Raw genomic sequence first — 25,503 nt, 5'->3', positions numbered from 1 at the left:
CAAGCCCCACAGACACAACACGGCCGCGCCACCAAGCGGTGACGCGGCCGTGTGAATGATCTAGTGTCTCAGCGACGCAGGCCCAGACGCTCGATCAGCGAGCGGTACCGCTCGATGTCGACGCTGGCGACGTACTTCAGCAGACGACGACGACGGCCGACGAGCAGCAGCAGGCCACGACGGCTGTGGTGGTCGTGCTTGTGCTTCTTGAGGTGCTCGGTGAGATCGGTGATGCGCTTGGTCAGCAGTGCGACCTGAGCTTCCGGCGACCCGGTGTCGGTCTCGTGCAGACCGTACTCGGTGAGGATTTCCTTCTTCTGCGCAGCAGTCAACGACATGCTCGTGCTCCTTGTTTCAGTTCCGCGTCCAATCACCCGGTGCGCCGCCGCGGACTGCAGCAACACCGTCAAGGGACACTACCAGTGCACACCGGAGCCACCCAAATCCAGTTGTCCACAGGTCGGCACCGCGACGACAGGCCTCACCGGAGGAGTTGTCACAGCTACGACGTACCGTTACTCGACGCCGACCCTGGGAGGACACCGTGAGCCGCAACAGCAAACACCGCCGCGACGCCCGCAAGAAGAAGCAGGCCAGGGGCGATTCCAGCCAGTCGGGTTCCTCGACGTGGGGATTCGACGCTCGGCGCAGCCGGTCAGACGCCCCGCCTAGCTTCGATGCCGTGGACCATGCCGCACAGTTCAACCGCGCCCTGACCGACGCCGTCATCTTCGGATTCGGACCGAGTAAGGACGCCAAGCGTTTCCGCGGCGCGGTCACCGAAGTCGCCGACCACAGCGCGTTCCTCGAGTGGACCGATCTGGAATCGGCACTCGGTCAACGCGTCGACAGCAGTACTCGCATCGCCTTCGAAAACGGTTGGCAGCCGGCCGAACTGATGCATGTCGCAGCGCGCGATCTGGGCACCATCGAGCAGCGACTCGTGATCTTCGCGATCGGCTCGCACGCGGTGGCGCATTCCGCCTACGCCCATGCCCCCGAGGCTTGGATCGACCAGCTCACCGACTTGCACCTCGACGCCGACGCCCCGCGCGGTGTCGAGGCGGTGCGCCACTGGATGACCACCGAGTACCTCGTACCGTTCGACTGCTGGGAGCCGGTCGCGCGGGTGTTCAGTTGGCTCTCAAACCTCGTCACGCTCGACGCCCTGCTGACCGTACCGTCGAAATGGGGTACCCGACCCAGCCGCAGGGCGACGCCGCACCCGGCCGCGACTCGGACCGCGGACACCAAGATTCTCAATCGCATTCGCGGCTTGCTCGCCAAAGCCGAGGCCTCCGACTTCCCCGAGGAAGCCGAGACGCTCTCGGCGAAGGCACAGGACCTGATGACGCAGTACACCATCGACTCGGCGATGCTCGACGCCGACGGGTCGGACGATCCGCGCTCGAAAGTGGTGACCCGCCGCATCCTGCTGACCACCCCCTACCCCGACGCCAAACTGTCACTGCTCAACGCAGTCGGGATCAACAACGGCGTAAAGACGCTGTGGCACAAGGAAGTCGGCCTGGCATCGGTGGTCGGCATGCCGATCGACCTCAACCTGTGCGAACTGCTGTTCACCTCGTTGCTCGTCCAGTCGACCCGCGCGCTGCACGAGGTCGGCGTGGACCGCGAGACGCGTACCCCGAGTTTTCGGCGCTCCTTCTTGATCTCCTACGCCCATCGGATCTCCGAACGCCTCGCCGAGGCACGCGAGCGCGCGGCGGCCGCGGCGTCGTCCAAGTACGGCAAGGAGTTGGTGCCGGTGCTGGCCGAACGCGCCGAAGCGATAGCCGACGTGTTCGACCGCCAATTCCCGAATGTGCGCTCGGTGCGCTCATCGGTCACCAACGATCTCGGCTGGTACGCGGGGCGGCAGGCCGCCGACACCGCTGACCTCACCGGCGGCCGCGACGCCATCGAAGAGGACGCGAGCTAGCGGCGGCGGACCGAAGTCCCTTCCGCCGGTTGAGCCGGGCCGAAGCGCTAGCGAAGGCCCGTGTCGAAACCACCCACGCCGACGCCGTCAGCGCACCACACACCTTGCGGCAGTTGGCAACTCGTCTCGCCGTGGTTTCGACACGGGCGCGTCTCGCTGCGCTCGTCGGGCCCGGCTCAACCAGCGGAAAGGGGCGCCGTGGCCGCGGCTCAACCAGCGGAAAGGGCGCCGTGGCCGCGGCTCAACCAGCTTCCGGCGCGAACGGCGAACGCCCACAGACCTACTCGGCGAGTAGCGTGCGCGTCTTCTCGACGTCGTTGCCGATCTCGACCAGCAGGTCGTCGACGCTGTCGAAGGACACCATCGGGCGGATGTGGGCGACGAAGTCGACGGCGACGTGCTGGCCGTAGAGGTCGGCGCTGGCGTCGAGGACGAACGCCTCGACGGTGCGGGTGCGGCCCGAGAAGGTCGGATTGGTGCCGACCGACACCGCCGCCTCATACCGCGCGCCCGGTTCCACCTGTCCCACAACGGGTCCCGCGCCGAGCACGGTGAACCAGGCCGCATAGACGCCGTCGGCGGGGATCGCCGAATGCATCGGCGGCGCGACATTGGCTGTGGGATAACCCAATTGGCGTCCACGACCGTCGCCGCGCACGACGACCCCCTCGACGCGGTGCGGTCGGCCGAGCGCCTCGGCAGCCGATTCGACGTCGCCCGCGGCGACGCAGGAGCGAATGTAGGTCGACGAGAAGGTCACCGCATGCTCGCCGAACAGCGAAATCCCTTGCACCTCAAAGCCGAATCGGGTTCCCGACTCGCGAAGTTTGTCGACGGTTCCGGCGGCCTTGCGGCCGTAGGTGAAGTTGTCGCCGACGACGACCTCGGCGGCGTGGAGTCGTTCGACGAGCACCTCGTGCACGAAGTCCTTCGGCGCCTGCGCCGCTAGCACCGGCGTGAACGGCATGACGCAGAAGACGTCGATGCCCATCTCCTCGGCGAGTTCGGCGCGCCGGGTCAGCGTGGTCAGCTGCGGCGGGTGGGTACCAGGCCGCACCACCTCGGCCGGATGCGGATCGAATGTCATCAATACCGACGGCATACCGCGCTCCTTGGCCGCGGCGGTCGCCGCGTGGATCAGCTGAGCATGGCCGCGGTGAACGCCATCGAAAACTCCGATGGTGACCACACATCTGCCCCAGTCCGCGGGAATGTCGTCGAGCCCTCGCCAACGCAACACGAGTCACACCTTACAGGCACCGCACTCGCCACCGCCGCGCGAGGAGACTGTTGCCGGACTCACCGCGCAGACGGGTGTCGGGACGACATCACCGACCCACACCTCTAGACTGTTATCCATGCCTAACCGCTCCGGCTCGACGTCGCGACGCACCCCCGACGACTCCGCCGCGAGCGCCACCACCCTTCCGGTGGCCTCGGTCGAGGCGCTGACGTCGGTCACCCAGGACTATCTGAAAGTGATCTGGACGTCGCAGGAGTGGGCCGAGGTCAAGGTCACTACCAAGATGCTCGCCGAGAAGCTCGGCGTCTCAGCGTCGACCGCGTCCGAATCGATCCGCAAGCTCGCTGATCAGGGACTTGTCTCGCACGAGAAATACGGCGCGATCAGCCTCACCGACGCTGGGCACGCCGCGGCCATCGGGATGGTCCGGCGGCATCGACTGCTGGAGACATTCCTCGTCTCCGAACTCGGCTACGGCTGGGACGAAGTGCACGACGAGGCCGAGATCCTCGAGCATGCGGTCTCCGACCGCCTGATGGCGCGTATCGACTCGAAGCTCGGCCACCCCGAACGCGATCCGCACGGCGATCCCATCCCGGCGCTCGACGGGTCGATGGCCCTGCCGTCGGCGACGCGGCTGGCCGACCTGTCGGTCGGCGACTCGGGCACCGTCGCCCGCATCTCCGACACCGACCCCGACATGCTGCGCTATTTCGACGAGGTCGGCGTGGCGCTCGACTGTGTGCTGACCGTCGTCGAGAAGCGACCGTTCGCCGGCACGACGAGCATCGAAGTCAGCGGCGGCACGACCCTTGATCTCGGCGACATCGCCACCCACGCCATCTATCTGGACCCGCATAAGAGCTGAACCGAACCGGTCCCCACCATTCGACTGTGAGCCGCAACACGCCCTGCTACGTTTAAGTTGACATCAGGTTCACCTCGGAGCACATGCTCTGAACAGCATGAATCACGCCTTCTCCGCAAAGGCGAGTCTCCCGTTGCGCCCGGTGTCGACATCGCCACCGCACAGGGAGGAAACGACCATGACCAGCCTGGTCGCGCCGATCATCACACACGCCGAAACCACTCCCGACCACGAGGCCCTGCGCGGGCCCGCGGGATCACTGACCTACGCGCAACTCGTCGGCGAGGTGAAAGCCTATGCGGGCATGCTGGCCGCGCGCGGCGTCGCGCCGGGAGATCGCATCCTGTTCATCGGTCCGACGCTGCCCGAGTTCGTGGTCGGGTACCTCGGTATCCACGCCGCGGGCGCCATCGTCGTACCGGTCAATCCGCTGTGCACGCCCGCCGAACTGTCGTATTTCATCGACGACGCCGGTTGCCGCCTGGCGATCGCGTGGGAGAGCCTGGCGTCCGCCGCGCGGACCGCCGCTTCGGAGAAGGGCATCGACTTCCTCACGCTGTCAGCGGGGGCGACTGCCGACGCGGACGCGATCACCGACGTACACGACTTCGACGACGCCGACATCGCCATGCTCCTCTACACCTCCGGCACCACCGGGCGGCCCAAGGGCGCCGAGCTGACCACCGGGAATCTGACTGCGGCAGCACGTATCTCGGGGCAATTGTCGCAGTCGACCGCCGACGACCGGGTGGGTACCGGGCTCCCGCTGTTCCACGTCTTCGGGCAGGCCGCGGTCATGCTGTCCGGGCTGCACTCCGGAGCCACGGTATCGCTGCTGCCGATGTTCACCCCGACGTCGATGATCGACCTCATCGTGAAGGATCAGCTGACCATCGTCTGCGGTGTCCCGACGATGTGGAACGCCATGCTGCACGCGCCGGACGACACTCCCGCCGATGCGTTCAACCATCTCCGCCTCGCCGTGTCCGGCGGCGCCTCTCTGCCGCTGGAAGTCAGCAACGCGTTCAAGCGCCGCTTCGGCTGCGACATCTCCGAGGGCTACGGCCTCACCGAGACCGCCGCGCTCGGCACGTTCTCCCGGCCGGGCACGCCGTCGCCGATCGGCACCGTCGGTCCGGCGGTACCGGAGGTCGACGTCGAGGTCCGCGGCTCCGACGGTCAACCCGTGCCGACCGGCGAGCGCGGCGAAGTATTCATCCGCGGGCCGATCGTGATGCGCGGCTACTGGAATCGTCCCGACGCGACGGCCGAGACGATCGACGCCGACGGATGGCTGTCGACCGGCGACATCGGGGAATTCGACGAGGCGGGCAACCTGCGCATCGTCGACCGCGCCAAGGAGCTGATCATCCGCGGCGGGTACAACGTGTACCCGAGCGAGGTGGAGAACGCACTCTACGAACACCCCGACATAGTCGAGGTGGCGGTGGTCGGCGTACCCGACGAGCACTACGGCGAGGAGATCGCCGCGGTCATCGCGACGACGCCGGGAGTCACTCTCGACGCCGCCGCGGTGCGCGACTGGGCCAACGATCGCCTGGCGTCGTACAAACTTCCCCGTGCGGTGCACTTCGTCGACGCTCTTCCCAAGGGGCCGTCGGGCAAGATCCTCAAACGCGCGATCGATCCCGAACCGCTGCTCGCGGCCGTCGTCGAATACCGTGCGGCCCGCAACGGCTGACGTCAGAAAGGCACCCGACATGCGCAAACTCACCGGCCTCGACGCCTCCTTCCTGCACCTGGAAACCGGCCCGGTCTACGGTCACGTCAGCAGCCTCGGCATCTACGATCCCAGTACCGCACCGGAGCCGCTGACCGCCGCGACGGTACGTGCCCGCCTGCTCGCGCGAATGCACAAGATGGAGATCTTCCGCAAACGCCTGGTCGAGGTGCCGATGAACCTCGACCATCCCTACTGGGTCGACGACCCCGACTTCAACATCGACGACCACGTCTACGACGTCGGGCTGGCCGCCCCGGGATCGCGTGAGCAGCTGATCGACGTGGTGAGCCGGATCGTGGCGAAACCACTCGACCGATCGCGGCCGCTGTGGGAGATGGCGATCATCGGCGGCCTCGACGACGGGATGGTCGCGGTGTTGACGACGGTTCACCATTCGGCGATCGACGGGGTGTCCGGCGCCGACATCCTCGGCATCATGCTCGACGTCGACCCCAGCGTCGACCAGCCCACACCGGCGCCCCAACCGTGGAAGCCGGAGTCGCAGCCCGCACAACTGAGCCTGTTCGCCTCGGCGGTGACCGCGAACGCGGTCCGCCCGGTGAAAGCCGCGCAGCTGCAATGGGATCTGTTCACCCACTACGCCAAGCGGCCCGGCAACGTCAAAGCACTGTTCGGTCAGCAGTCGATGCGCATTCCGCGCACGCCGTTCAACATCAAGCCGACCAATCGACGCGTCTTCGCGCCCTTCCAGATTCCGTTGAGCGAGGTCAAGGAGATCCGCAAGGGCCTCGGCGCGACGGTCAACGACGTGGTGATGGCGATCTGCGCGGGTGGCCTGCGGACCTGGCTCAGCGAGCACGACGCCCTGCCGGACAAGCCCTTGAAGGCGGGCGTGCCGGTCTCCACCCGAGACGAATCGCAGCGCGGAGCACTGGGCAATCAGGTGTCGCTGGTGCTCGCCGACCTGCCGACGAATCTCGACGATCCGCTCGCTCGGCTCAAGGCGGTGCACGAGTCGATGAACGCGGCGAAGGAGATGCACAACGCGTTGCCGGTGGCGACGATCATCGGCTTCAGCGACTTCGCGGTGCCCGCCATCACCGCGGGCGCGGCGCGCGCACTGCAACGCAGCAATCTCACGTCGACCGTGATCCCGTCTAATGTCGCGATCTCGAATGTGCCCGGGCCGCAGGTGCCGATCTACCTCAACGGCGCGAAACTCGTCGAGTTCTACCCGGTGTCGATGCTCGCCGACGGTCAGGCGCTGAACATCACGCTGCACAGTTACAACGGCAGCCTGTTCTTCGGGCTGATCTCGTCGCCGAACGCCGTGCCCGACATCGCGCATCTGGCCGACCTGCTGCTCGCCGAGCACCAGGCGTTGCTCGCGGCGGCGCGCCAGGGCTGACCGGTTCGCCGACGACGCCGACGGGCGTCGTCGGCCTCCCGGCCGCCTCCCTACCGCAGCGTCGCCGGCCGCACGACCATCACCGAACTCGCCCGACGCCCCTTCTCGCGGATCAGCGCGATGGGGCGACCGTCGGGGTCGATGGCGACGTAGACGTCCTTGCGTCCGATCGGCGTGAGCCAGCGTCCCTGGCTGATTCCCTCGGCCTCGTCGAAGCTGATGTCGCGGTGGCCGAACGCAAGTTTCGCCGCCTCGTCGATGTGCAGGCTCAGTTGCGGTGTCGCACCGCTGTCGGGGTCGCGGACCAGTTCGTCGAGTGTCCGCGCATGGTCCAGCCCGAACGGCCCGACCTTGGTGCGGCGCAATGCCGTCAAGTGGCCCCCGACACCGAGCCCGGCGCCCAGATCCCGTGCGAGAGCACGAATGTAGGTTCCCGACGAACAGTCGACCTCGACGTCGAGGTCGACGAACGGTCCGTCGCGCCGCGTCGCGACGACGTCGAAGCGGTCGACGCTGACCGGCCGCGCCGGCAATTCGAACTCCTCGCCGGTGCGCATCAGCGCATGTGCCCGCCTGCCGTCGACCTTGATCGCCGAGACCTTCGCCGGGACCTGCATGATGTCGCCGGTCAATGCCGCTATGCCCGAGGCGATGTCGTCGTCGGAGACCGCTGAGGCATCCGCGCTCGAAGTGACGTCGCCCTGCGCGTCGTCGGAATCGGTTGCGGCGCCGAGACGGATCGTCGCGGTGTACGACTTCGTCGTCAGCGACAACAGTCCGAGCAGTTTGGTCGCGCGTTCGATGCCGATGACGAGCACACCGGTGGCCATCGGGTCCAATGTGCCCGCATGCCCGACGCGCCGGGTGTTGAATCCCTTGCGGCACTTGGCCACCACGTCGTGGCTGGTGATACCGGCGGGCTTGTCGACGACGACGAGCCCGGCGGTGTCGAGGTGGGCGTGTGCGTCCGCCATCAGGTCAGCGTGATCGTGGTGGTGATGAAGCCCTGGTCGATCAGCCAACGGCCGGGCAGGTGCAGCAGGGGCGCGCCGCCGTCGTCGGTCCGGCCGTCGATCAGGATCGTCGAGGTGAAGGTGCCCGACGCCGGGCCGTCCGCGGGTGACGATCCGCCATCGCTAGGGCCGGCGGTCTGCTCGAAGACGATGTGCGCGTCCTCGAAACCCAGCCAACGGTGTGTCAACGGGAACCAGGCCTTGTAGGTGGTCTCCTTGGCGCAGAACAGCAGTCGGTCCCAATGCAGGCCCGCCGGCCGCGTCGCCAGAACATCGCGTTCGGCGGCGATGCTCGTGTGGTCGAGCACGCCGTCGGGCAGCGCCTCGTGCGGTTCGGAGTCGATGCCGAGCGAGCGCACCGCCATCGAGTAGGCGACGATCGCGGCGCGGTAGCCGTCGGTGTGGGTGATCGACCCGACCACCCCGCGCGGCCACAACGGCTCGCCCTTCTCGCCACGCATGATGGCACCGGCGTCGGCGCCCAACTGCGACAACGCTTCTCGCGCGCAATGACGCGCGGTGATGAATTCGCGACGACGCTTCTCCACGGCCCGCCCGATGATGGGCTCCTCAGCGGGCAGCGCGCTGAGCCCGGCCGGATCGTCGAACGCCTCGGCGCCGACGACGCCGGGCGGCAGGATCTGTTCGATCATGACGTTGGTTGTCCCTTTCTCGGTTCATGTCGCATTTTGAATAGTCCGGATGCTGATCGACGCGTGATCGCCCGTCCCCCGCTGGTTGAGCCGGGACCGAGCGCTGCCGGAGTCCCGTGTCGAAACCTCGCAAGACGAGGATGCCAACGCGCCCAAACGCTTTGTGACAGCCGTCGATTCGTCGCGCCGTGGTTTCGACGCGGGCACGTCTCGCTGCGCTTACTTCGACTCGCTGCGCTCGCTCAGCACGGCGCGTCGGGCCCGGCTCAACCAGCGGCTGGGGCCGCGGCGGTAGGTTCACTTGCCCTGCTGCCGCCGGGCTTCCCGCTCCTCGATCTTGCGGCGAAACTCGGCTGCGCGTTCCTCGTAGTCGGGCGGCAATTCGAAGCGAGCGCCGTGCTCGGGAAGGTCGCGCGCGGTCATGCCCGGGTCCGGCCAGATCTGCCTCAGCAGCGGATCCGGCAGCCCGCGACGCTTCCATTCGCGCGGGTAGCCGACCGACACCTCTTCGAACCGCACGGCGTCGTACCAGGTGGTGCGCGGAATGTGCAGGTGACCGTACACGGCGCAGGCCGCCCGGTAGCGCGTGTGCCAGTCGTGGGTCAGCTCGGTGCCGCACCACAGTGCGAACTCCGGGTACATCAGGATCCGCGTCGGCTCACGTCGTAGCGGCCAGTGGTTGATGAGGATCGTCTGCTCGGCGGGATCGATCGAATCGAGACGTTTGCGGGTCGCTTCGACGCGCGCCCGGCCCCACGCGTCGCGGGTGGGGTACGGCTCGGGGGAGATCAGGAATTCGTCGGTCGCGACGACGTTGCGTTCGCGGGCCAGCGCGAGGGCGGCGAGTGCCGTCGTCGTGCCTTCGGGGCGGAACGTGTAGTCGTAGAGCAGGAACATCGGGACGAGCCGGACCGGCGTCGAGCCGTCCCCGGCGTCGAAGAGCGGGTAGATGTCCTCGGGGGTGATGACGCCGATGTCGCGGCAAGCCTGCACCAGATAGTCGTAGCGCGCCACACCGTGGATCTGCAGCGGATCCTTGGCAGTGGTGTACAGCTCATGGTTGCCGGGCACCCAGATCACGGTGTGGAAGCGAGCGCGCAGGCGGCGAAGTGTGTCGATGATGTCGTCGGTGCGCTCACCGACGTCACCCGCGACGATCAGCCAGTCGTCGGGGTCGGTGGGTCGAATCTTGTCGACGATGTGCTCGTTCCCGCGGTGCGCGACGTGCAGATCGCTGATCGCCCAGAGAGTAGCCATGATGTTCCATCTTTCCAGATCGCCGATCCCGCGCTGGTTCGCCCTGCCGGTGAAACCGAGCCGTGGGATGATCTCGCGGTGAGCTATCCGATGCCGCAGGCCCCGCGCCCGAATCGATCGCCCGGAACCGAGGTCGTCATCAGCGCGCTGCTGGGTGGCATCTTGCTGGTCGGGCCGGACCTGGTGTCAGCCGTACTCTCGATTGTCATCGGCAATGATCTCGACGATGCCCACGATCCGAAGCGATGGATCTTCTTCGCCGTGTACGCGACGGCGTCGCTGTTCACGGTGGCGATGCTTCTGACTCGGGGACGTACCGCGGGCAAGCGGATAGGCGCGGCCATAGTCTTCGTGGTCCTCGTGGGGTTGTCGGATCTGCGGTGGGCGGCCAGCATCGCGGGGCTGTCCGTCCTCACCCTGCAGGACCAGCCGGTCTGGGTAGTCATCACCTTCACGACCAGCACGTTCACCCTCAGTTGGATCCTCGGTTGGAGTATCGCCCGCAGGCAGACCGGATTCGCCTGGATCGGGTTGATACCCGCCCTGCTGCTGCTCGGCGGCTGGATCGCGCTGCTGGTCAACGACGTCGTCGACATCCACGTCGGCCCGCAGTGGATGTCAGAGATGCTGAACAATCTCCTCTACGACCTGGTCGCCTTCCTGGGCATCGTCTGCCTGTGGATATTCGACGTCGTCGGGCTGTCGATGCGGCGACCGGCCCCACTCGCGCAGCCCTACGGTGTGCCGCCGGGATACCAAGTCCCCCAACCGATTCCATATCAGATGCCGGGCTATCCGCCCTATCAGCAGCAGGCGCCGAACCATCCACCCGCTCGCCCCGGACCGACGTACCCCACTCAGCGTTTCTGACGCGACGAGCGCTACTTCAGCTTCCGGTAGCCGGGCGCGCCGGGAAGCAGCGATTTCTGATACGACAGCGAGTTGTCGGCGTCGACGACGAAGCGTCCAGCGCACCGGCCGTGAAGCGACGCGACGACCGCGTCCCACACGCGTGCGTCGAACGGCTCGAAGGTGTGCTCGTAGCCCATCGCGGGCAGCGACTCGTTCGCCGAGATGGGCCAGACACGGCACTGTCCGCCGTCGAGGTCGCCGGTCGCGTACTCACGGGCACTACGGATGCTGAAGTATTCGGTCGGCCCGGGAGCGTCGTCCCCCTTGTTGATCGCGGTCAGGAAGGCGCTGCCCGGGCACACGTCCCGGCCGACGTTCTGTGTGCACGCCGCGCTCGATCCGTACTGCGGAGCGCCGATCGCCACGTAGGTCGCGACTTTGTCGGTGCCACCGAGTTCCTTCAGGTACCAGCGCGCGGACATTCCGCCGATGCTGTGCCCGACGAGAGCGATCTTCGCGCCCGGATGTGCTGCGCGCTCCCGATCGACGGCCGCGGCGATCGCCCGCGCGTCCGACCGGGGTTCGAAGCCCTTGAGGTCGAGGACGGTCGTCGGGTAGCCACGCGACGCGAGGTTCTGTGCCATCAGCGAGAACGGCGCTGTGCCGACGTACTGGCCGGGGATGATCAGCACGCGAGTCTGGGCCGGGGAGGCGTGCGAGGGGGCGATACCCAGTGAGAGGCAGAGAAGCAACGCTGCGGCGACGATGAGCGGCATGCGACGAAATGACATGTGGGCAGCCTAGCCTAACGACTGGCTCAGCGCGCCCATCCCCCGCCCCGATACCGCCATCCCACCGTCGCCAGCCGCGCCACCATGAACACCAGCAGTCCCGTCCATATGCCGGCCAGGCCCCAGTCGAACACCAGCGACAGCCAGATCAGCGGCAGGAAGCCGCCCAGCGCCGATACCAGGGTGGCGGTCCGCAGGAACGCGGCGTCGCCCGCACCCAGCAGCACACCGTCGAGCGCGAATACGACACCGGCGATCGGCAACATGCCGATCAAGAACCACCACGGCGTCGCGATCGCGTGCAGCACCGCCGGATCGGAGTTGAAGACCCGGGGCAGGCTCGACGCGCCGACGGCAAGCACGGCCGCGACGACGACGGATACCACCACCGACGCGACGGTCACCCGGCGCGCGACGCTCTTGGCTTCGGCGACGGCCGCCGCGCCCAGCGCGGCACCGACGAGACTCTGCGCCGCGATCGCCAGCGAATCGAGCAGAAGCGAGAGGAACTCCCATACCTGCAGCACCACTTGATGCGCCGCAACGGCTTCCACCGAGAATCGCGCCGCGACGGCCGCGGCGGAGACGAAACAGATCTGAAAGGACAGACTGCGGGTGATGAGGTCGCGAGCCATCGTCAGCTGTGCGCGGATGATCGTCGAGTCGGGCCGCAACGAGACTCCGGAGCGAATTACGTGGCGCACCAACGCCGCTGCGAAGAGCAGTCCGGTCAACCCCTGCCCCACGAGGTTCGCCCACGCGCTTCCGTGCAGCCCGAGTCGGGGCAGCCCGCCGACGCCGTGCACCAGGCCCACGCACAACACAGCCGAAACACCAAGACCCACAACCACATTGACCACCGGAGCACGCGTCTCCTGAACTCCGCGCATCCAGCCGTTGCCGGCCAGCGACACCAGGATCAGCGGCACCCCGAAGATCGCGATGCGCAGCCAACTCGCGGCGTCGGCGGCCACGGCGTCGTCGGGGACCAGTGCCCGCATCACCCACGGCGCGGCGACGAATCCGATGACGACGAGCAGCACACCCACCCCGAGGGCGATCCACGTCGCCCCGACACCCTCGGCGATCGCACCGTCACGGTCACCCGCTCCGAAACGTCGAGCCGAGCGCGCGGTGGTGCCGTAGGCGAGGAAGGTCAGCTGGGTCGACACAATCGCCAGGACCAGCGTCCCGACGCCGAGGGCCGCCAACTCGTGCGCACCCAGCCGCCCGACGACGGCGAGGTCGAGCAGCAGATACAGGGGCGGCGCGACGAGAACGGCGAGAGCCGACGTCGACAACGCCGCGATCCTCTTCATGCGCAGACATCCTGCCAGGCCGGCTGCGCGCGACGGCACCGCCCACCGTCAGCGGTGCGGTTCTCGGGTCGTCACTGCCCCGAACTCTGTCCGGAGGTGAGCCAGCGCGTTTCATACGGCGCCCACACCATCGGCTGCCCGCTCACCATCGCTGATATCGGGTGGTCGGTGATGTTGACGATGACCTGCGCTCGCGCGGTCGCCAGCGCCAGCAGGCCGTCGGCGACGAAGGTCTCTCGCCGCTCGACGCTCGGTGGAAACCATCGGACGAATCTCCCCAGCACGTCGAGCATCGTCAATGGTTGTCCGCCGGTGCTGCTCCAGGTGTCGGTCCACAGGCAGTCCACGCAGAGCGCGTCGCCCGGTTTCGGATTCCAGTACAGCGCCGTGTCGGCGCCGCCGGCGGCGAGCTCGATCATCGCTGCCACGCGTACGGCGATCTGATGCTGCGACGTCCAGCCCGGTCGCGTCGGCTCGACATACCACTCCAGCCACCAGACGGGTAGGTCGGTGTGGATGCGAAGCCACCGGCCCACGGCGGCGAACTTCTGGACGGCGGTGAATTCGTCAGGACTGCCCTGCGCCGTGGACGCGTGGGCGTCGACGGCGACGAAATCGGCTCCTCTCCGGTGCCGGTTCCAATAGTCGAACGCCTCGAGGTTGCGGCGATCGATCGCTCCCCACGGGCCCCGAAGCGGGGAGCCACCGGGAGCGTCGGGGGCGATACTCGCGAAATCGAGGTAGGGTCCGCCGACGCGATTTGCCGGGTTGACTGCCTTCACCGCGTCGTAGACGAGGTTGTACATCGCCGTGTACCCGGCAGCGTCCCATTGCCCACGTCGGTCGTCGTAGAACCCCTTGAACTCGTTCCAGACGACGAAGTACCGCACATCCGGGTAGCGCTTGGCGACCTGGGCAGCCAATTCGGCGAAGTCGGCGAAATGTGCGGACGAGGGTGCGACTTCCAGACGGGACCAGTCGGTCTGACCGGGCTCGCCTCCCCTCATCCAGTCCGGCGCGCAACAGAGCACGATCACCGGCGTTCCGCCGCTGCGACGAATGAAATCCATTCGCCGGTCAAGGCTGCGAAAGTCGTATCGGCCGGGCGCCGGCTCGGGATTGTCCACCCCCCAGCCCATGATCGCCTGGGCTTGAACCATCGGGACCGCCGCGACGGCGGCCCGGGCCCGGTCCACCGCATCGGGGATGCCGCTGTCGGCGCTGAACTGCGTGTGGGTGAAGCCCCATCCGGGCCAGGGTGCATCGGTGTGCATCGACGGGGTCGGAGTCGGATGGCGATACACGCACATGGCCACGACCAGCGCGCTCGCCAGGACGATGATGAGCAGGCCGCCGCCGACCGACCAGCGGGCAATCCTCCGCACGGTCGGTTTCGTCGAATTCGTCATCGGTTCACGGGCGCGGTCACACGTCGGCGGCGGGCCACGACTTCGACGGCGATTCCTGTGGGATGTGCGCCCGCAGCCGGGAGACCAGGACGATATTGAGTGCGATGATGCCCATAAACCCGGCGACGAGCGCGCCGCCGAGAATCATGGCGATTCGAAACACTGTTTCCATGACGGGTTGCGCCACCTTATCTCGTTGCCCGGCTACCACGGAACGGAGACGAGCTCACTGTACAGATCATCTATCTGATCTGGTTCGAGGCTGTCGCTTCGAAACATCTTGGGCGAATTCTTCAATTCGAATGCGAATCGCGGCCGACGGTCGATGACCCGCAGTTCCACGAGGGTCGCGATCAAACCGTGTCGTATCAACAAATGGCGGGTCAGTGGGATCCACGACCGCTCAAACAGTTCCGGGTCACCGACGTGGAGCAGCGACGCGAAGACCGGGAGTCGTCTGCGCCGGTAGGTCCGATACATGATGTAACACGACTGGTCGCCGTGAACGATTACGAGGTGGCGTACCGCAAGCGCCCGTGCGTGATCGCGGTACAACTGCAACTCCGCGCCCGCGATCACCGACGCGATCACTTCGGGGTCCGAACTTATCCTGGTTCGCGGGTTCGGTGTGGGCCAGGGCAGGTTCGGAATGAGCGCCGCGGAGGTGTCGAGGAAGCGAAACTTGTGCCAGGCGAGAATCTCTTGCGGACCGTCGTCGGGTGAGAGCACCGTGAAGTGATAATCCGCCTGCGCGAGCATCGATTTCAGCAGAAGTATGCTGCGGGACCGGTAGTCGGGCAGCACGCACCAGGAACCGAGGTTGCAGAAGCGCTCCGTCCGCCCGGCGATCAGGCGTTCGGAGTACAACGCCAACAATGTGCCGACGACACGTTGCCCGTCGCGGATCATGAACCCGCGGTTGGGTGCGTCCGCCGTCCAGGGGGCCTGCGAGCACGCCCGCTCCCACGGGACCCCCGGATTGTGATTGACGTGCAGGAACTGCGCGACGGCCCCGATGTCGGCGTCGGTGATCGGAACCAGTTCGACGGTCACGGGCCCGGCCGCATCGACGCGATCACTGACGCATCATCGGTCGTCGCGACCGGGTCTTCGCATGCTCGGCGCCACCAATTCTGTCCCGACTGCGGCAGCGTGTAAATGGGGTCGTAGTACGGATACACTCTGTTCAACGCGTCGACATCGGACTCGTCCAGTCCGGTGCGGTAATTCTTGTTCCAATGCGATATTCCGCGAATACGATCGTAATAGACGACCTGATGTACCCAGCGTTTTCCAACGAACGGAACATCGCACACTATCCTCGGTGTCGCGAATCCCGGAAGATATCCCATGATCTCCAGTTGCAGCTGCTGTGCCTCCCACAGCGCTACTCGCCAATGCTCGGAATGCGGGATCATGTCGCACATGTAGAAGTAATACGGCAGAATGTGCGCCTCACCCTGAAGTGCCAGACACAGGTCGAGCAGATCGGCTGAAGTGTCATTCACTCCGCGTAGCAGCACGCCCTGGTTTCGCACATCGCGCAATCCGGCGTCGAGTAATCCGCGGGTCGCCTGCTCCACCAGCGGTGTCACCGACTGCACATGGTTGATGTGCGTATGCAACGCCAGATTGACCCCACGAGCCGCGGCGAGGTGGGCGACGCGTCGCACGCCGTCGAGCACCCCGGCCTGCAGCCAATGCTGCGGCAGATCAGCGAGCGCCTTGCTGGCCAGGCGGATGTCGCGAATTGTCTCGATGTCGAGGAGTTGGCGCACGAACGCCTCCAACCGCGGCCAGGGGACGTTGGCGACGTCACCGCCGGAGACCACGACGTCGCGCACCGTCGGCGTCGCGCGGAGGTATTCGAGCATGCGGTCGTACCGGTCGACGGGTTTGAGAGTCAACCGCGCCTTGTCGATCGTCGGCGTCGAGTTGCCGATCAAGTCCATCCTCGTGCAGTGGCCGCAGTATTGCGGACACGTGGAGAGGAGTTCGGCGAGCACCTTGGTGGGATAGCGGTGCGTCAGTCCTTCGACGACCCACATCTCGCTCTCATGCAGTGAGTCTCGCTCCGCATACGGATGCGAACACCAGTGTGACTCCCGATCACTCAACACCGGCAGCATGTAACGGCGGATCGGGTCGGCGTAGAACAGGTCGGTGAGTCCGCCGCGCGCCTGCGCACCGTGGGGGGCGATCGTGTTGAGGACCTGGGGCGGTACCAGCATCGACATGGTCGCGCGTTGCTCCTGGTCGGCGGCGAGATCGTCGTAGAACCGCTCGTCGAGCAGGCCGCCGACGACGGCTCTCAACTGTCGGATGTTCTTGACCGAATGGGCCCGCTGCCACTGCGGGTCGCACCATTGCGCCCGGCTGACGTCGGCCCAGCCCGGATAACGTCGCCAGTCGGGTTCGTACAGGCTCCTGCGCTCATAGGTGTAGGGCTGGTCGGTCGCCCCGGCATAGCCGGTCGGCGCCGGGGAAACGAATGTGGTCATCGTGACAGAACCTTTCGTGAGGCAGATCGCGGTTCGACGCCGTCGTTCAACTCGGCGACGACTCGGTGGCCTGACCTGATCGCGCCCTCCATCAAGCCGAAGAACTCGAGACTGGTTTCGGTGCCCGCCCAATGGATCCGCCCGTGCGGCTCGGTGAGCGTCGGGCCCAGACGTAACCAATCGCCAGGACCGAATAGCGCGGCATAACAGCCCCTGCTGTACTTCTCCGCGAGCCAGTCCGTGACGGTGTAGTGCGGTCGCGGCAATTGCGGGTAGAGGCGACGCAAGTGTGCGAGTACAGAGTCGCGCTGCCGTTGCGGCGACTGCCGGGTGAACTCCGCGGCAGCCGCGCCGGTGACGAATCCGGTGAGCACTCCGGCCGATTCATCCGACGGCGAGTCGTCGACCGTCGACAACAGCGGCCCGGATGTGCTCACCGACCAGCCGGACAATCCACTGTCGCGCCAGATCGGCGTCGGATAGCTCAGGTGCACTTTGATCGCACATCCGTGTCCCGTCGCCGGTGTCGCCCGGGGGCTCGGCAGAGCCGGCCGGTACTGGATCTGCTGCGCCAACGCGGGCGGAAGCGCGACGACGACACGGTCCGCCCGAATCTCGCACGGTGCACCGGCGTCGGGTCCGCATCGTACGAGCGCGCCGTACGCATCCTGCTCGATCGCGTACACCGGATGGCTCAGTCGCACGCGTTCGCCGAGCCGACGATGAAGCGCCTCGCACAGCAGTTGCGCGCCACCGTCGATACGCCACTGCTGCGCCCCTCCATCGAACGCGTTGAGGTAGCGGATGCCACCTCCCGAGCGAAGGTAGAAGGCCATGTGCAGAACCGAGATCGCGGCGGGATCGGCAGCCATCATCTCGCCGATGAACAGTGGGAAGAACGTCCGTGCGTCGCGCTGGTCGATCACGTCGGCGAGCCATTGCGCGGCGGTGAGTCGATCGAGGTCGGCGGCGTGCGGCGTGAGCCAGGGAGCGTCCGGCCGGACTTGCTCGACGAGGTCTTCGAGGTGGTCGAAGAGCTCACCCAGCGCCACAGCGCCGAACGGCGGCACACGCGTCGCCGTGGTCGTTCGCCGATTGGCGACCAGGAACGTGCTGTCCCCGTCCATCGTCGTAGCCGCGAGGGCCAGCCCGTATTCGCGTATCTTGGCGAGCAACTCGGTATGCCGTTCGCCGAGATACGCGGCGCCGCCGTCGACGATCAGGTTGTCTGCCAGTCGGATGCCGTGCACACGACCGCCAACCCGGTCGCGTGCCTCGACGACGACCACCTCGGCGCCGTTGTCCATCGCGTCAGCCGCGGCGGTGAGGCCCGCCAGCCCCGCCCCGACGATCACCACCCGCATCTCCGGCCTGCTCATGAGACCACAGCGACCATTCTTGCGACCAAACCGCGCGCCGACGGGTCGTCGACGAAGTCCTCATAGGACAGTTCGGTACCGCATTCCCGCGCGATGGCGCTCAGGACGCGGGTCGCGAGCAGTGAATCGCCGCCGAGGTCGAAGAAGTCGGATCGCTCGTCGACATCCTTCGTGCCGAGCACCCTGCGGAATATCTGGACCATCTGTTCAACGCTCATCTGGCGACTGCCTTTCCATGGGAACTCGGGTGTGCTGTGTTCAGGGCATCGGCGGGGTCGCCGATGCGTCGCATGGCGGCGCGGTCGACTTTGCCGCTGGTGGTATAGCTCAGGGCGGCCACGAAGATGAAGCGTGTCGGCACGAATTGACGGGGTAGCCGTTCACCGAGGAATCGCCTCAGCTCGGCCGTGGTAGTTGAGCCGGACGCAACGACGTAGGCGGTCAACGCGGTGCGACCCAGTCGTTGTTCGCCGAGCACCACCGCACCAGCAACGTCTGGATGCGCACGCAAGTGGATTTCGACCTCGGCCGGGTGTATTCGCACCCCCGACACTTTCAGCTGTTCGTCGGCGCGGCCGAGTCCGTGGAGCAGGGTGTCGTCGTCGCGCGAGACCAGGTCTCCGGTCCGGAACCACCGGGCCGGACCCGTGCCGTGATCCAGCACTCCGAACGAAGCCGCGGTGGCGATCGGCAGGCCGAGGTAGCCGGTCGCCAGCGACGGTCCCGACACCAGCAACTCCCCCTGTGCGGTGACATGGTCGACGACGTGCGGCAGCGGCCGCCCCAGCGGGGCTTGTGTCCGTTGCAACACCGATGATTCGGTTCCCGGACCGTTGAGTGTGACGGCGTGGGTGATCATCGTCGTCTCAGTGCATCCGTAGGTGTTGAGCAGTCGGACGTGCCCGACGCCCAGCGACCGCCACTGCCGCAGACGGGTCGGGTCGACCCGCTCCCCGCCGATCACCACCAGCCGCACCGTATCGGGCAGCGCTGCACCGGACTCGTGCAGATGGAGCACGAGCTCATGCCAGAACGCGGTCGGCAGGTCGAGCACTGTGATCTTCCGTTCGGCGAGCATGCGGATGAACGGTCCGAACGCTCCGCTATGGGCGGCGTCGTCGAAGACCAGCGTTGCTCCGGCAGTCATCGTCGGCAGGATCTCCTCGAACGATGTGTCCCAGCTCAACGAGGCGAATTGCAGCACTCGATCGGCGGGGGTGAGTTCGAACAACGCACGCAATGCGCGGACTGTCACCGTCAGCGCGTGCCGGGGTACGACCACCGGTTTGGGCAGGCCGGTCGATCCCGAGGTGCACAGGACGTACGCGGCGTCCTGTCCGTGCCAGATGCGTTGCGGCAGTAGCGGATCCGGCACCGGTCCGGCGGCGTCGACGGTGTCGGTCCGGACTCCTGCCACGCTCCGGGCAGCGGAGGCGAACAGCCGGTCTACGCCGAGGGCCTCGCTGAGCGCCTGTTTGCGCGCGAGTGGGAGCGCGGAATCGATCGGACAGTAGGTGGCACCGGCCTGCAGGACACCGAGCAGCTGCGTGACCATCGAGGGCGTATGGTCCACCAGCACGCCGACCAGCCCGGCGTCGAACCCGCGGCTGCGATATCTGATCGCCGTGTCCCGCACGTGCTCGGCGAGTTCGCCGAAGGTGGTCGGCGTCCCGTTGTGGATGAGCGCGGTGTGCTCCGGCCGCGAGCGTGCGGCGACGGCGAAGTCCGTCAGGACGTCGCCGACGACGTCGGCATCGGGTGAGACGATGCCGGCGTCGGGATAGATTGTTCGAAACATGATGGACCTGCCTTGCGGTGTCTCGCGGGGGTCGGGGTTGGACGGTCGAACTCCTCTCAGGGTCGTCAAGACGTCAGCAGTACGAAGCGCTCGATTACGACGAGTGCGAATCCGATCAGCAGTGGAACCGCGGCCAACGTGAGTGGGCGCAGCCGCCTGCGATTCCCGGATCCCAACTGAATCCCCCGCGCTTCGCGGAAGCCGAGGACAGCCAGCAGCAGGATGAGGAACACGACCCCGACCGGCGTCCACGGAGTTCGCCACACCTTGACCCCGGTCGCCAGCGGAGCGGATCGGGCGGCGACGGCACCGGGTGGCCAGGTGAGGGTATAGACGGCGGCGTCCGGGTTCTCGGCGACAACGCGGATTCCCGGTGTCGCGGCAAGCGCCTGGCGGAATCGATCGCCCCATCCGCGCAGATAGCCCTGGCCGAACATGATGTAGGCCTCCTGGCTCCGGGTACTGATCAGGTATCCCCCGGGCCCCTGCTCGCGCAGCGCAGACACGACCGCGGTGACGTCGGTCGGGTCCAGCGGCGCCATCGTGTTCTTCCACGTCACTCGCTCGACGTCGCGGTACCCGAGCGGTATGAACGGCGTGGAGTCGAGTTCGGGTATCGCGGTGACGTAGATGAATCGGACATTGCCCGACGTGTGCTCGTAGACATTCGCCACCGCGGTCACGGCACCGGTGTCGATTCGCTCGAACGCCTCGTTTCCGTAGCGCGTCACGAAGAACGCGAACAGCATCACCAGCGCACTTGCGCCCGCGGCACAGCGAGCGAGCAGTGACGGCGCAGCGGTCGGCCGCGGAAAGTAGGCCAGCGCGGCGAGGACACAGGCGGGCGCCAGCGCGAAGAGATAGACGCGCAGTGCCATCTCACCGCCGTAGCTCTGCATCAACGCAAGACCGACCGGGGCGGCGACCAGTGCCAGCAGCACCCGATCCTGCAGCCCGGCGCGACGTCGGCGCAGCGCACCCAAGCCGGCGATCAGAAACACCAGCACGGTCGACATCATTCGAACGCGCACCACCCACTGATGGCCGGAGTCGCCGAGACTCGCACGACTGGAGATGTTCGCCGACACCGTTCCACCGACGTTGCCGACGCCGCTGAGCACCGCGTTGAAATGGCCGCCCCAGTACGCCTGGGTCATGTAGCTGATCCACGCCACCAGGATCACTCCCAGCAGTACGGGCAGCCCGGTCAGCACGCATCGCCGCGCGAGCACCAGAGCACCGGCGCTCAGCAACATCGCGCACGGAGTCAACTGATGGCAGACCGTGGCCGTGACGAACAGTCCGACGAGCACCACGTACACAACGACACGTTCGGACGGGGAGCTCGCCCGCTGCGGCAATTCCCCGGGCGTCGTATCTCGCCACATCCGGTGCCAGACGCGTTGTCCGACGCGCAGCGGCCGCCGAATGCTCGGCAGTCCGTCGGGTGTGCGGAAGCACATCACGAGCAGTGCCAGGAAGAGCAGGTAGAGGAGCACTCCCCAGCCCTGCGGCGAGAAGTAGTCCTGCCCCACCCAGTTGAGCAGGCAGAAGAACAGTGCCGCAAGCCATTTCGCCTGCCCCGACATCCGCAGCCCGGTGAGCAGGAGTCCGAGCGCACCGAGGTAGGTCAGGTTGAACACCACCGGAGCACCGGTGAGCAACGGATGCAGGGCCGTGATGTCCCCGGTGCCCACCCAGAACGCCGCCAGACCGAAGAAGCCGGGCCACGACCATCGCGCGTCGAGTCCGGGGGCCGTCGTGCCCGTGCGGTCGATGTACTCGACGAAGCCGGCGTGGACCCAACTGATCGCGAATCGTGGCTCAGACTCGATCAGGGCGGTGATCCCGTGCAGCATCAGCGTCAGCAGGATGAGTTGGACACACAGCAACCACACCCGACGTCCCGACAGCGACAGGGTCGCCACGAACGCGACGATCAGCGCTGCCGGCCCGAGCAGCATGGAAGCCGGCAGCACCGAGATGAGGCCCAGCCCGGTCATCGCGTTCAGATCGATTCGATCGAGCGGCACGATGTAGAGAGCGACCGATGCCGCAGTCAGCAGACACCGCGCGGTGACACCGACCCACGCAACGTGTACGGGTCGCGGGCTCCGCGACCCGGTCGTGGCGTCGTCCGCAGCCAGGGTCGATTCCGCCGCGTGGACCGGCTGTCCCGGGGTCGCGCTGACGACGGTCATCTGCTCGCCTCACTGGCCTCGGCGGGTGCGTCGACGCGCCACCGCCACCCGAGCAAGCGTCCGAGATCGACGAGCACCGCCGACATCGCCACGCACTGCCCCAAGAGCACGGCGACCCCGACGGCGGTCAGCGCCGGGTTCCCGAAGCCCGCGAACAACTGCGGACACTGCTGAAACGCAATTACCAGGCCGAGCACCATGCACGCACGCAGCGACTGGACTGCGATGATCCGGCGCGATCTGGTGCGGGCGCGCAGGGTACCCAGATAGACGTCGACCACCGCACTGGGCAAGCTTGCGAAGGCCAGCAGCTGGAGCAGCACCACGGCGTCGAGGTAACCGGCACCGAGCAGTCCCATGGCGTAGGGCGCCGCCAGACACACCACCACGGCGCCGACCAGCAGCAGACCGACTGCCCGGTTGAGCGCCGACCGGCAGAACCGCGCCAGGTTCTCCGGGTGGCGGACCCCCTCCACGGCCATCGGCGTGGCGATATTGACCGCGACGAGGTTCATCATTGTGGCGACCGACCAGGCGATGAAGAAGTACGCATAGGTGTGCGGCGCCACGTGGACGGCCACCAGGATCGGGACGAGAAACATCGCGCCGTAGAGGAACAACGCGCCGAGGTAGTCTCCGGCGAAGAACCGGGCGATCTGCACCGACGTCAGGTCCGTATCGTGCACCGACGTCCGCACGTGCCGCGGTAGGAGCTTGCCGAAGATCAACATGTTCACCGGGATCATCACGATGATCATCGGGATGATCCAGGAGTAGAACACGCCCGTGCGCGGCATGGCGTGGGCGAGAACCACCAATAGGACGATCTTGGCGATGGCGAACGTCACATTCCACACCGGCACCCACACCGCTTGACGCAGTCCGGTCAGCACGCTGTCCTGGATCGTGATGACACTGGCGGCCGCCGCCGCCGCAACGAACCAGAGCCGGTTGGCGGGTTCACGCAGAATGTCGTAGGCCGGGCCGCCCCAGACGTGCAGGACGAAGAGCAGTACGACGGCGAGGACGGCGACCGCCGCAGACGTGACGAGATAGACGAATGCGACGACGATGACGGTTCGGTGACCGGTCTTGGGGATGAACCGGTTCAGGGTGCCCGCGAAGTTGGCTGACACCACGCCGGTCAGCAGCATCAACGCCGACAGCGCCGCCGAGCCGCGCCCGACGTCGGAGTCGCTGTAGTACCGAGCTGCGAGAACCCAGTAGACCAGCCCCAACGCGCCGGAGATGCCGGTGCTCAAGACCAGCGCGTAGGAGTTTCGCAGAAACCCGGTCGACGCGCTGTGTCGGCTCGGCGAGCGGCGGACCCGGTCGTCGGTCGCGGGGAGCTGCGCCCCCTCGATCTCGCCCACACCGGTCACCGCCGCGTGCTCAGCCATTGCGCCCCACCCGCTTGCGGGCACGTCGGGCCGCCCGAACCGCGGCCCACCCGGTGGTCAACATTCGATCGGTCCAGAAGATCCGTTCGGAGCCGGTCATGATCGTGGCGAACTCCGCGGCGTCGGTATGCCGACGGATCGTCAGCCGCGGCACTCGGAAGAGGTCACCGGCTGGGTTTGCCCAGACATTGGCCACCGCTGCGGCGCAGCGATATCCCGCGGCCCGAACGGCCAGCCTGACCCGGGGACTGGAGTACCCGAACGGATAGGCGAACGCCCGGACCGGCGCACCGATGCAGTCTTCGAGCAGCGTCCGCCCGACGTGCAACTCATCGGCGAGGTCCACCGCGGGGCACTGGTCCAGTTCGGGGTGGCTGTGGCTGTGCGCGCCGATCTCGACCCCGGCCGCCGCGAGGGACCGTACCTGCGCCCAGGTCAGCATCGGACCGAGCGGTTTGCCGCTCGCGTCGGGCCCGGCGTCGGCGACCCACCCGGTCGTGACGAAGACTGTGGCGGGAAAGTCGTTGCGGCGCAATATCGGCCATGCGGACTCGGCGAAGTCGGCATAGCCGTCGTCGAAGGTGAAGACCACTGGCCGCGGTGGGAGCGGGGCGCCGGTCGCGAAGGCGCGGGCCAGCTCGGAGAAGGTCATGCCCGTGTAACCGCTCTCTGCCAGGAAAGTCACCTGTTCATCCAGCGCACGCGGCGTGACCGACAATCTGCGCGTCGCTGCGGACGGTTCGTCGGCGACGGCGTGGTACATCAGCACGGGAACCTGCCCACCTGGCTCGTGCCCGGTCATGTCTGCGCCGGGGATGTGCTGCGGCGGCGCACGGGTGCCCCACCGCGGGCGTATCCGGCGGCCGCCGCGAGAAGCCCGACGGAGATGGCCCCCGCGCGCTCTATTCCCGCCCGGTCGCCGCGCAACGAGTCACCGACACCCCGTGCGACACCCCGAGTCAGCACGCGAGAGGTGTAGGTCCGTTCCGCCGACAGCGCGTCGCCGACCCCGACGCTGCGCGTGACCGACGCCTTCGACAACCCCTCTGCGAAGCACCGCGAGCGGAAGTACGAGAAGGTCTCCCGGCCGGCGGGCACCCGATGCCAGATCACCGCCTCGGGTTCGAAAACGAACGTCCAGTCGGGCCGGTGCTGACTCACCCGGATGCAGAACTCCGTCTCTTCACACCCCAGGGGACGACTCTGTTCCGACGTCCGACCGATATGACTGGGGAATCCGCCCGCGACCGTGAAGACTTCCCGCCGGAACGAGGCGTTGCCGCCCAGAAGATTTCGGACGGGGCCGGGCTCACGGCCGGTGTAGGTGCAACCGAGGACCCAGTCGAATTCCTCCGGGAACCACCGCGGACGCGCACTGGCCCACCGCGGTAGCGTCGTGCCGCCGACGCCGGCGATGTGCTCGTCGGTGTATGCGTCGTGAAAATGTCGAAGCCAGTCACGGTGGGCCACCGCGTCATCATCGAGGAACGCCACGATCTCCCCAGACGCTACTTCGACGCCGGTGTCCTTACCGCCGGACAGGCCGCGGTGGTGGTGATTCTCGACGACGGTCACGTCGGTCATGGCTGTCCGCAGCCGGTGGTAGAGGTCGGCGTTGTAGTCGACGACGACGATGATCTCACGCGCCGCCATCGTCTGGGCGCGCACGGAGTCGACGGCATCGACGATGTCGTCCCACCGGTCGAGGGTGTAGACGCAGATCACCACGGATATGGTCAGGGTGAGTGGGGGTTGTGCCATTCT

The 25,503-nt window shown here is 66.9% G+C and carries 23 protein-coding genes; 5 read left to right on the top strand and 18 right to left on the bottom strand.

Annotated features, from left to right (window positions below; translation table 11 throughout):
• Nucleotides 1-68: 68 nt before the first annotated feature.
• On the bottom strand, nt 69-338 hold the full coding sequence (gene rpsO / locus HH308_RS01345) for a 30S ribosomal protein S15 (protein ID WP_170192344.1): 270 nt from the start codon (nt 336-338) through the stop codon (nt 69-71).
• A 206-nt stretch (nt 339-544) separates the two neighbouring features.
• Between rpsO and HH308_RS30350 the strand changes: the two genes are divergently transcribed.
• Entirely contained in the window at nt 545-1,942 is a 1,398-nt protein-coding gene (locus HH308_RS30350) for a DUF2786 domain-containing protein (RefSeq protein WP_170192343.1), read from the top strand.
• 280 nt (nt 1,943-2,222) lie between these two features.
• Here HH308_RS30350 and HH308_RS01335 read toward each other — a convergent pair whose 3' ends face one another.
• Nucleotides 2,223-3,182 (bottom strand): bifunctional riboflavin kinase/FAD synthetase, encoded by a 960-nt coding sequence (locus tag HH308_RS01335; RefSeq protein WP_170192342.1) that lies wholly within the window; start codon nt 3,180-3,182, stop codon nt 2,223-2,225.
• 118 nt (nt 3,183-3,300) lie between these two features.
• Between HH308_RS01335 and HH308_RS01330 the strand changes: the two genes are divergently transcribed.
• From HH308_RS01330 to HH308_RS01320, 3 genes are all read left to right on the top strand, one after another.
• Nucleotides 3,301-4,053 carry a metal-dependent transcriptional regulator gene (locus HH308_RS01330; RefSeq protein WP_246284062.1) on the top strand — a complete coding sequence of 251 codons (753 nt, stop codon included), beginning with the start codon at nt 3,301-3,303 and terminating at the stop codon, nt 4,051-4,053.
• 178 nt (nt 4,054-4,231) lie between these two features.
• Nucleotides 4,232-5,755, top strand: coding sequence for an AMP-binding protein (locus HH308_RS01325; protein ID WP_170192341.1), 1,524 nt, complete (start codon nt 4,232-4,234; stop codon nt 5,753-5,755).
• 19 nt (nt 5,756-5,774) lie between these two features.
• Nucleotides 5,775-7,166, top strand: coding sequence for a WS/DGAT/MGAT family O-acyltransferase (locus HH308_RS01320; RefSeq protein WP_170192340.1), 1,392 nt, complete (start codon nt 5,775-5,777; stop codon nt 7,164-7,166).
• Nucleotides 7,167-7,216: 50 nt separating this feature from the next.
• On the opposite strand, the gene truB is transcribed toward HH308_RS01320, so the two are convergent.
• From truB to HH308_RS01305, 3 genes are all read right to left on the bottom strand, one after another.
• Nucleotides 7,217-8,140, bottom strand: a complete 924-nt coding sequence (gene truB / locus HH308_RS01315) for a tRNA pseudouridine(55) synthase TruB (protein WP_170192339.1) — start codon at nt 8,138-8,140, stop codon at nt 7,217-7,219.
• Complete coding sequence (locus HH308_RS01310) at nt 8,140-8,832, bottom strand: 4'-phosphopantetheinyl transferase family protein (protein WP_170192338.1); 693 nt, start codon at nt 8,830-8,832, stop codon at nt 8,140-8,142. Before HH308_RS01310 ends, truB begins: the two co-directional genes overlap by 1 nt.
• 297 nt (nt 8,833-9,129) lie before the next feature.
• Entirely contained in the window at nt 9,130-10,089 is a 960-nt protein-coding gene (locus HH308_RS01305; protein ID WP_170192337.1) for a metallophosphoesterase family protein, read from the bottom strand.
• 78 nt (nt 10,090-10,167) lie between these two features.
• Here HH308_RS01305 and HH308_RS01300 point away from each other — a divergent pair, with 78 nt between their 5' ends.
• Nucleotides 10,168-10,959 (top strand): hypothetical protein, encoded by a 792-nt coding sequence (locus tag HH308_RS01300; protein WP_170192336.1) that lies wholly within the window; start codon nt 10,168-10,170, stop codon nt 10,957-10,959.
• 11 nt (nt 10,960-10,970) lie between these two features.
• Here the strand turns inward: HH308_RS01300 and HH308_RS01295 are convergent, their stop codons facing one another.
• The 13 genes from HH308_RS01295 to HH308_RS01235 form a co-directional block, all read right to left on the bottom strand.
• Nucleotides 10,971-11,732 (bottom strand): lipase family alpha/beta hydrolase, encoded by a 762-nt coding sequence (locus HH308_RS01295; protein ID WP_170192335.1) that lies wholly within the window; start codon nt 11,730-11,732, stop codon nt 10,971-10,973.
• Between the two features lie 26 nt (nt 11,733-11,758).
• Complete coding sequence (locus HH308_RS01290) at nt 11,759-13,051, bottom strand: MATE family efflux transporter (protein WP_170192334.1); 1,293 nt, start codon at nt 13,049-13,051, stop codon at nt 11,759-11,761.
• A 71-nt stretch (nt 13,052-13,122) separates the two neighbouring features.
• Nucleotides 13,123-14,460, bottom strand: a complete 1,338-nt coding sequence (locus tag HH308_RS01285) for a GH39 family glycosyl hydrolase (RefSeq protein ID WP_246284060.1) — start codon at nt 14,458-14,460, stop codon at nt 13,123-13,125.
• Nucleotides 14,461-14,476: 16 nt separating this feature from the next.
• Nucleotides 14,477-14,632: a hypothetical protein gene (locus HH308_RS01280; protein ID WP_170192333.1), complete on the bottom strand. Its 156-nt coding sequence runs from the start codon at nt 14,630-14,632 to the stop codon at nt 14,477-14,479.
• 32 nt (nt 14,633-14,664) lie between these two features.
• Nucleotides 14,665-15,513: a hypothetical protein gene (locus HH308_RS01275; RefSeq protein ID WP_170192332.1), complete on the bottom strand. Its 849-nt coding sequence runs from the start codon at nt 15,511-15,513 to the stop codon at nt 14,665-14,667.
• Entirely contained in the window at nt 15,510-16,961 is a 1,452-nt protein-coding gene (locus tag HH308_RS01270) for a KamA family radical SAM protein (protein ID WP_246284058.1), read from the bottom strand. The genes HH308_RS01275 and HH308_RS01270 overlap by 4 nt, the downstream gene beginning before the upstream one ends.
• Nucleotides 16,958-18,340: a flavin monoamine oxidase family protein gene (locus HH308_RS01265; protein ID WP_246284057.1), complete on the bottom strand. Its 1,383-nt coding sequence runs from the start codon at nt 18,338-18,340 to the stop codon at nt 16,958-16,960. Before HH308_RS01265 ends, HH308_RS01270 begins: the two co-directional genes overlap by 4 nt.
• Nucleotides 18,337-18,558, bottom strand: a complete 222-nt coding sequence (locus HH308_RS01260) for a phosphopantetheine-binding protein (RefSeq protein ID WP_170192331.1) — start codon at nt 18,556-18,558, stop codon at nt 18,337-18,339. The genes HH308_RS01265 and HH308_RS01260 overlap by 4 nt, the downstream gene beginning before the upstream one ends.
• A complete protein-coding gene (locus HH308_RS01255) occupies nt 18,555-20,138 on the bottom strand; it encodes an AMP-binding protein (RefSeq protein WP_170192330.1) in 1,584 nt (527 codons plus the stop codon). The genes HH308_RS01260 and HH308_RS01255 overlap by 4 nt, the downstream gene beginning before the upstream one ends.
• Nucleotides 20,139-20,203: 65 nt before the next feature.
• Nucleotides 20,204-22,339: a hypothetical protein gene (locus HH308_RS01250; protein WP_170192329.1), complete on the bottom strand. Its 2,136-nt coding sequence runs from the start codon at nt 22,337-22,339 to the stop codon at nt 20,204-20,206.
• Nucleotides 22,336-23,739: a lipopolysaccharide biosynthesis protein gene (locus HH308_RS01245; RefSeq protein WP_211188019.1), complete on the bottom strand. Its 1,404-nt coding sequence runs from the start codon at nt 23,737-23,739 to the stop codon at nt 22,336-22,338. Before HH308_RS01245 ends, HH308_RS01250 begins: the two co-directional genes overlap by 4 nt.
• Nucleotides 23,732-24,541, bottom strand: coding sequence for a polysaccharide deacetylase family protein (locus HH308_RS01240; protein ID WP_170192328.1), 810 nt, complete (start codon nt 24,539-24,541; stop codon nt 23,732-23,734). The genes HH308_RS01245 and HH308_RS01240 overlap by 8 nt, the downstream gene beginning before the upstream one ends.
• Nucleotides 24,538-25,500: a glycosyltransferase family 2 protein gene (locus tag HH308_RS01235; RefSeq protein ID WP_246284055.1), complete on the bottom strand. Its 963-nt coding sequence runs from the start codon at nt 25,498-25,500 to the stop codon at nt 24,538-24,540. Before HH308_RS01235 ends, HH308_RS01240 begins: the two co-directional genes overlap by 4 nt.
• Between the last annotated feature and the right edge of the window lie 3 nt (nt 25,501-25,503).

It is taken from the genome of Gordonia asplenii, assembly GCF_012933505.1.
Taxonomy (GTDB): Bacteria; Actinomycetota; Actinomycetes; order Mycobacteriales; family Mycobacteriaceae; genus Gordonia; species Gordonia asplenii.
This window is presented reverse-complemented; position numbering and strand designations above follow the sequence as displayed.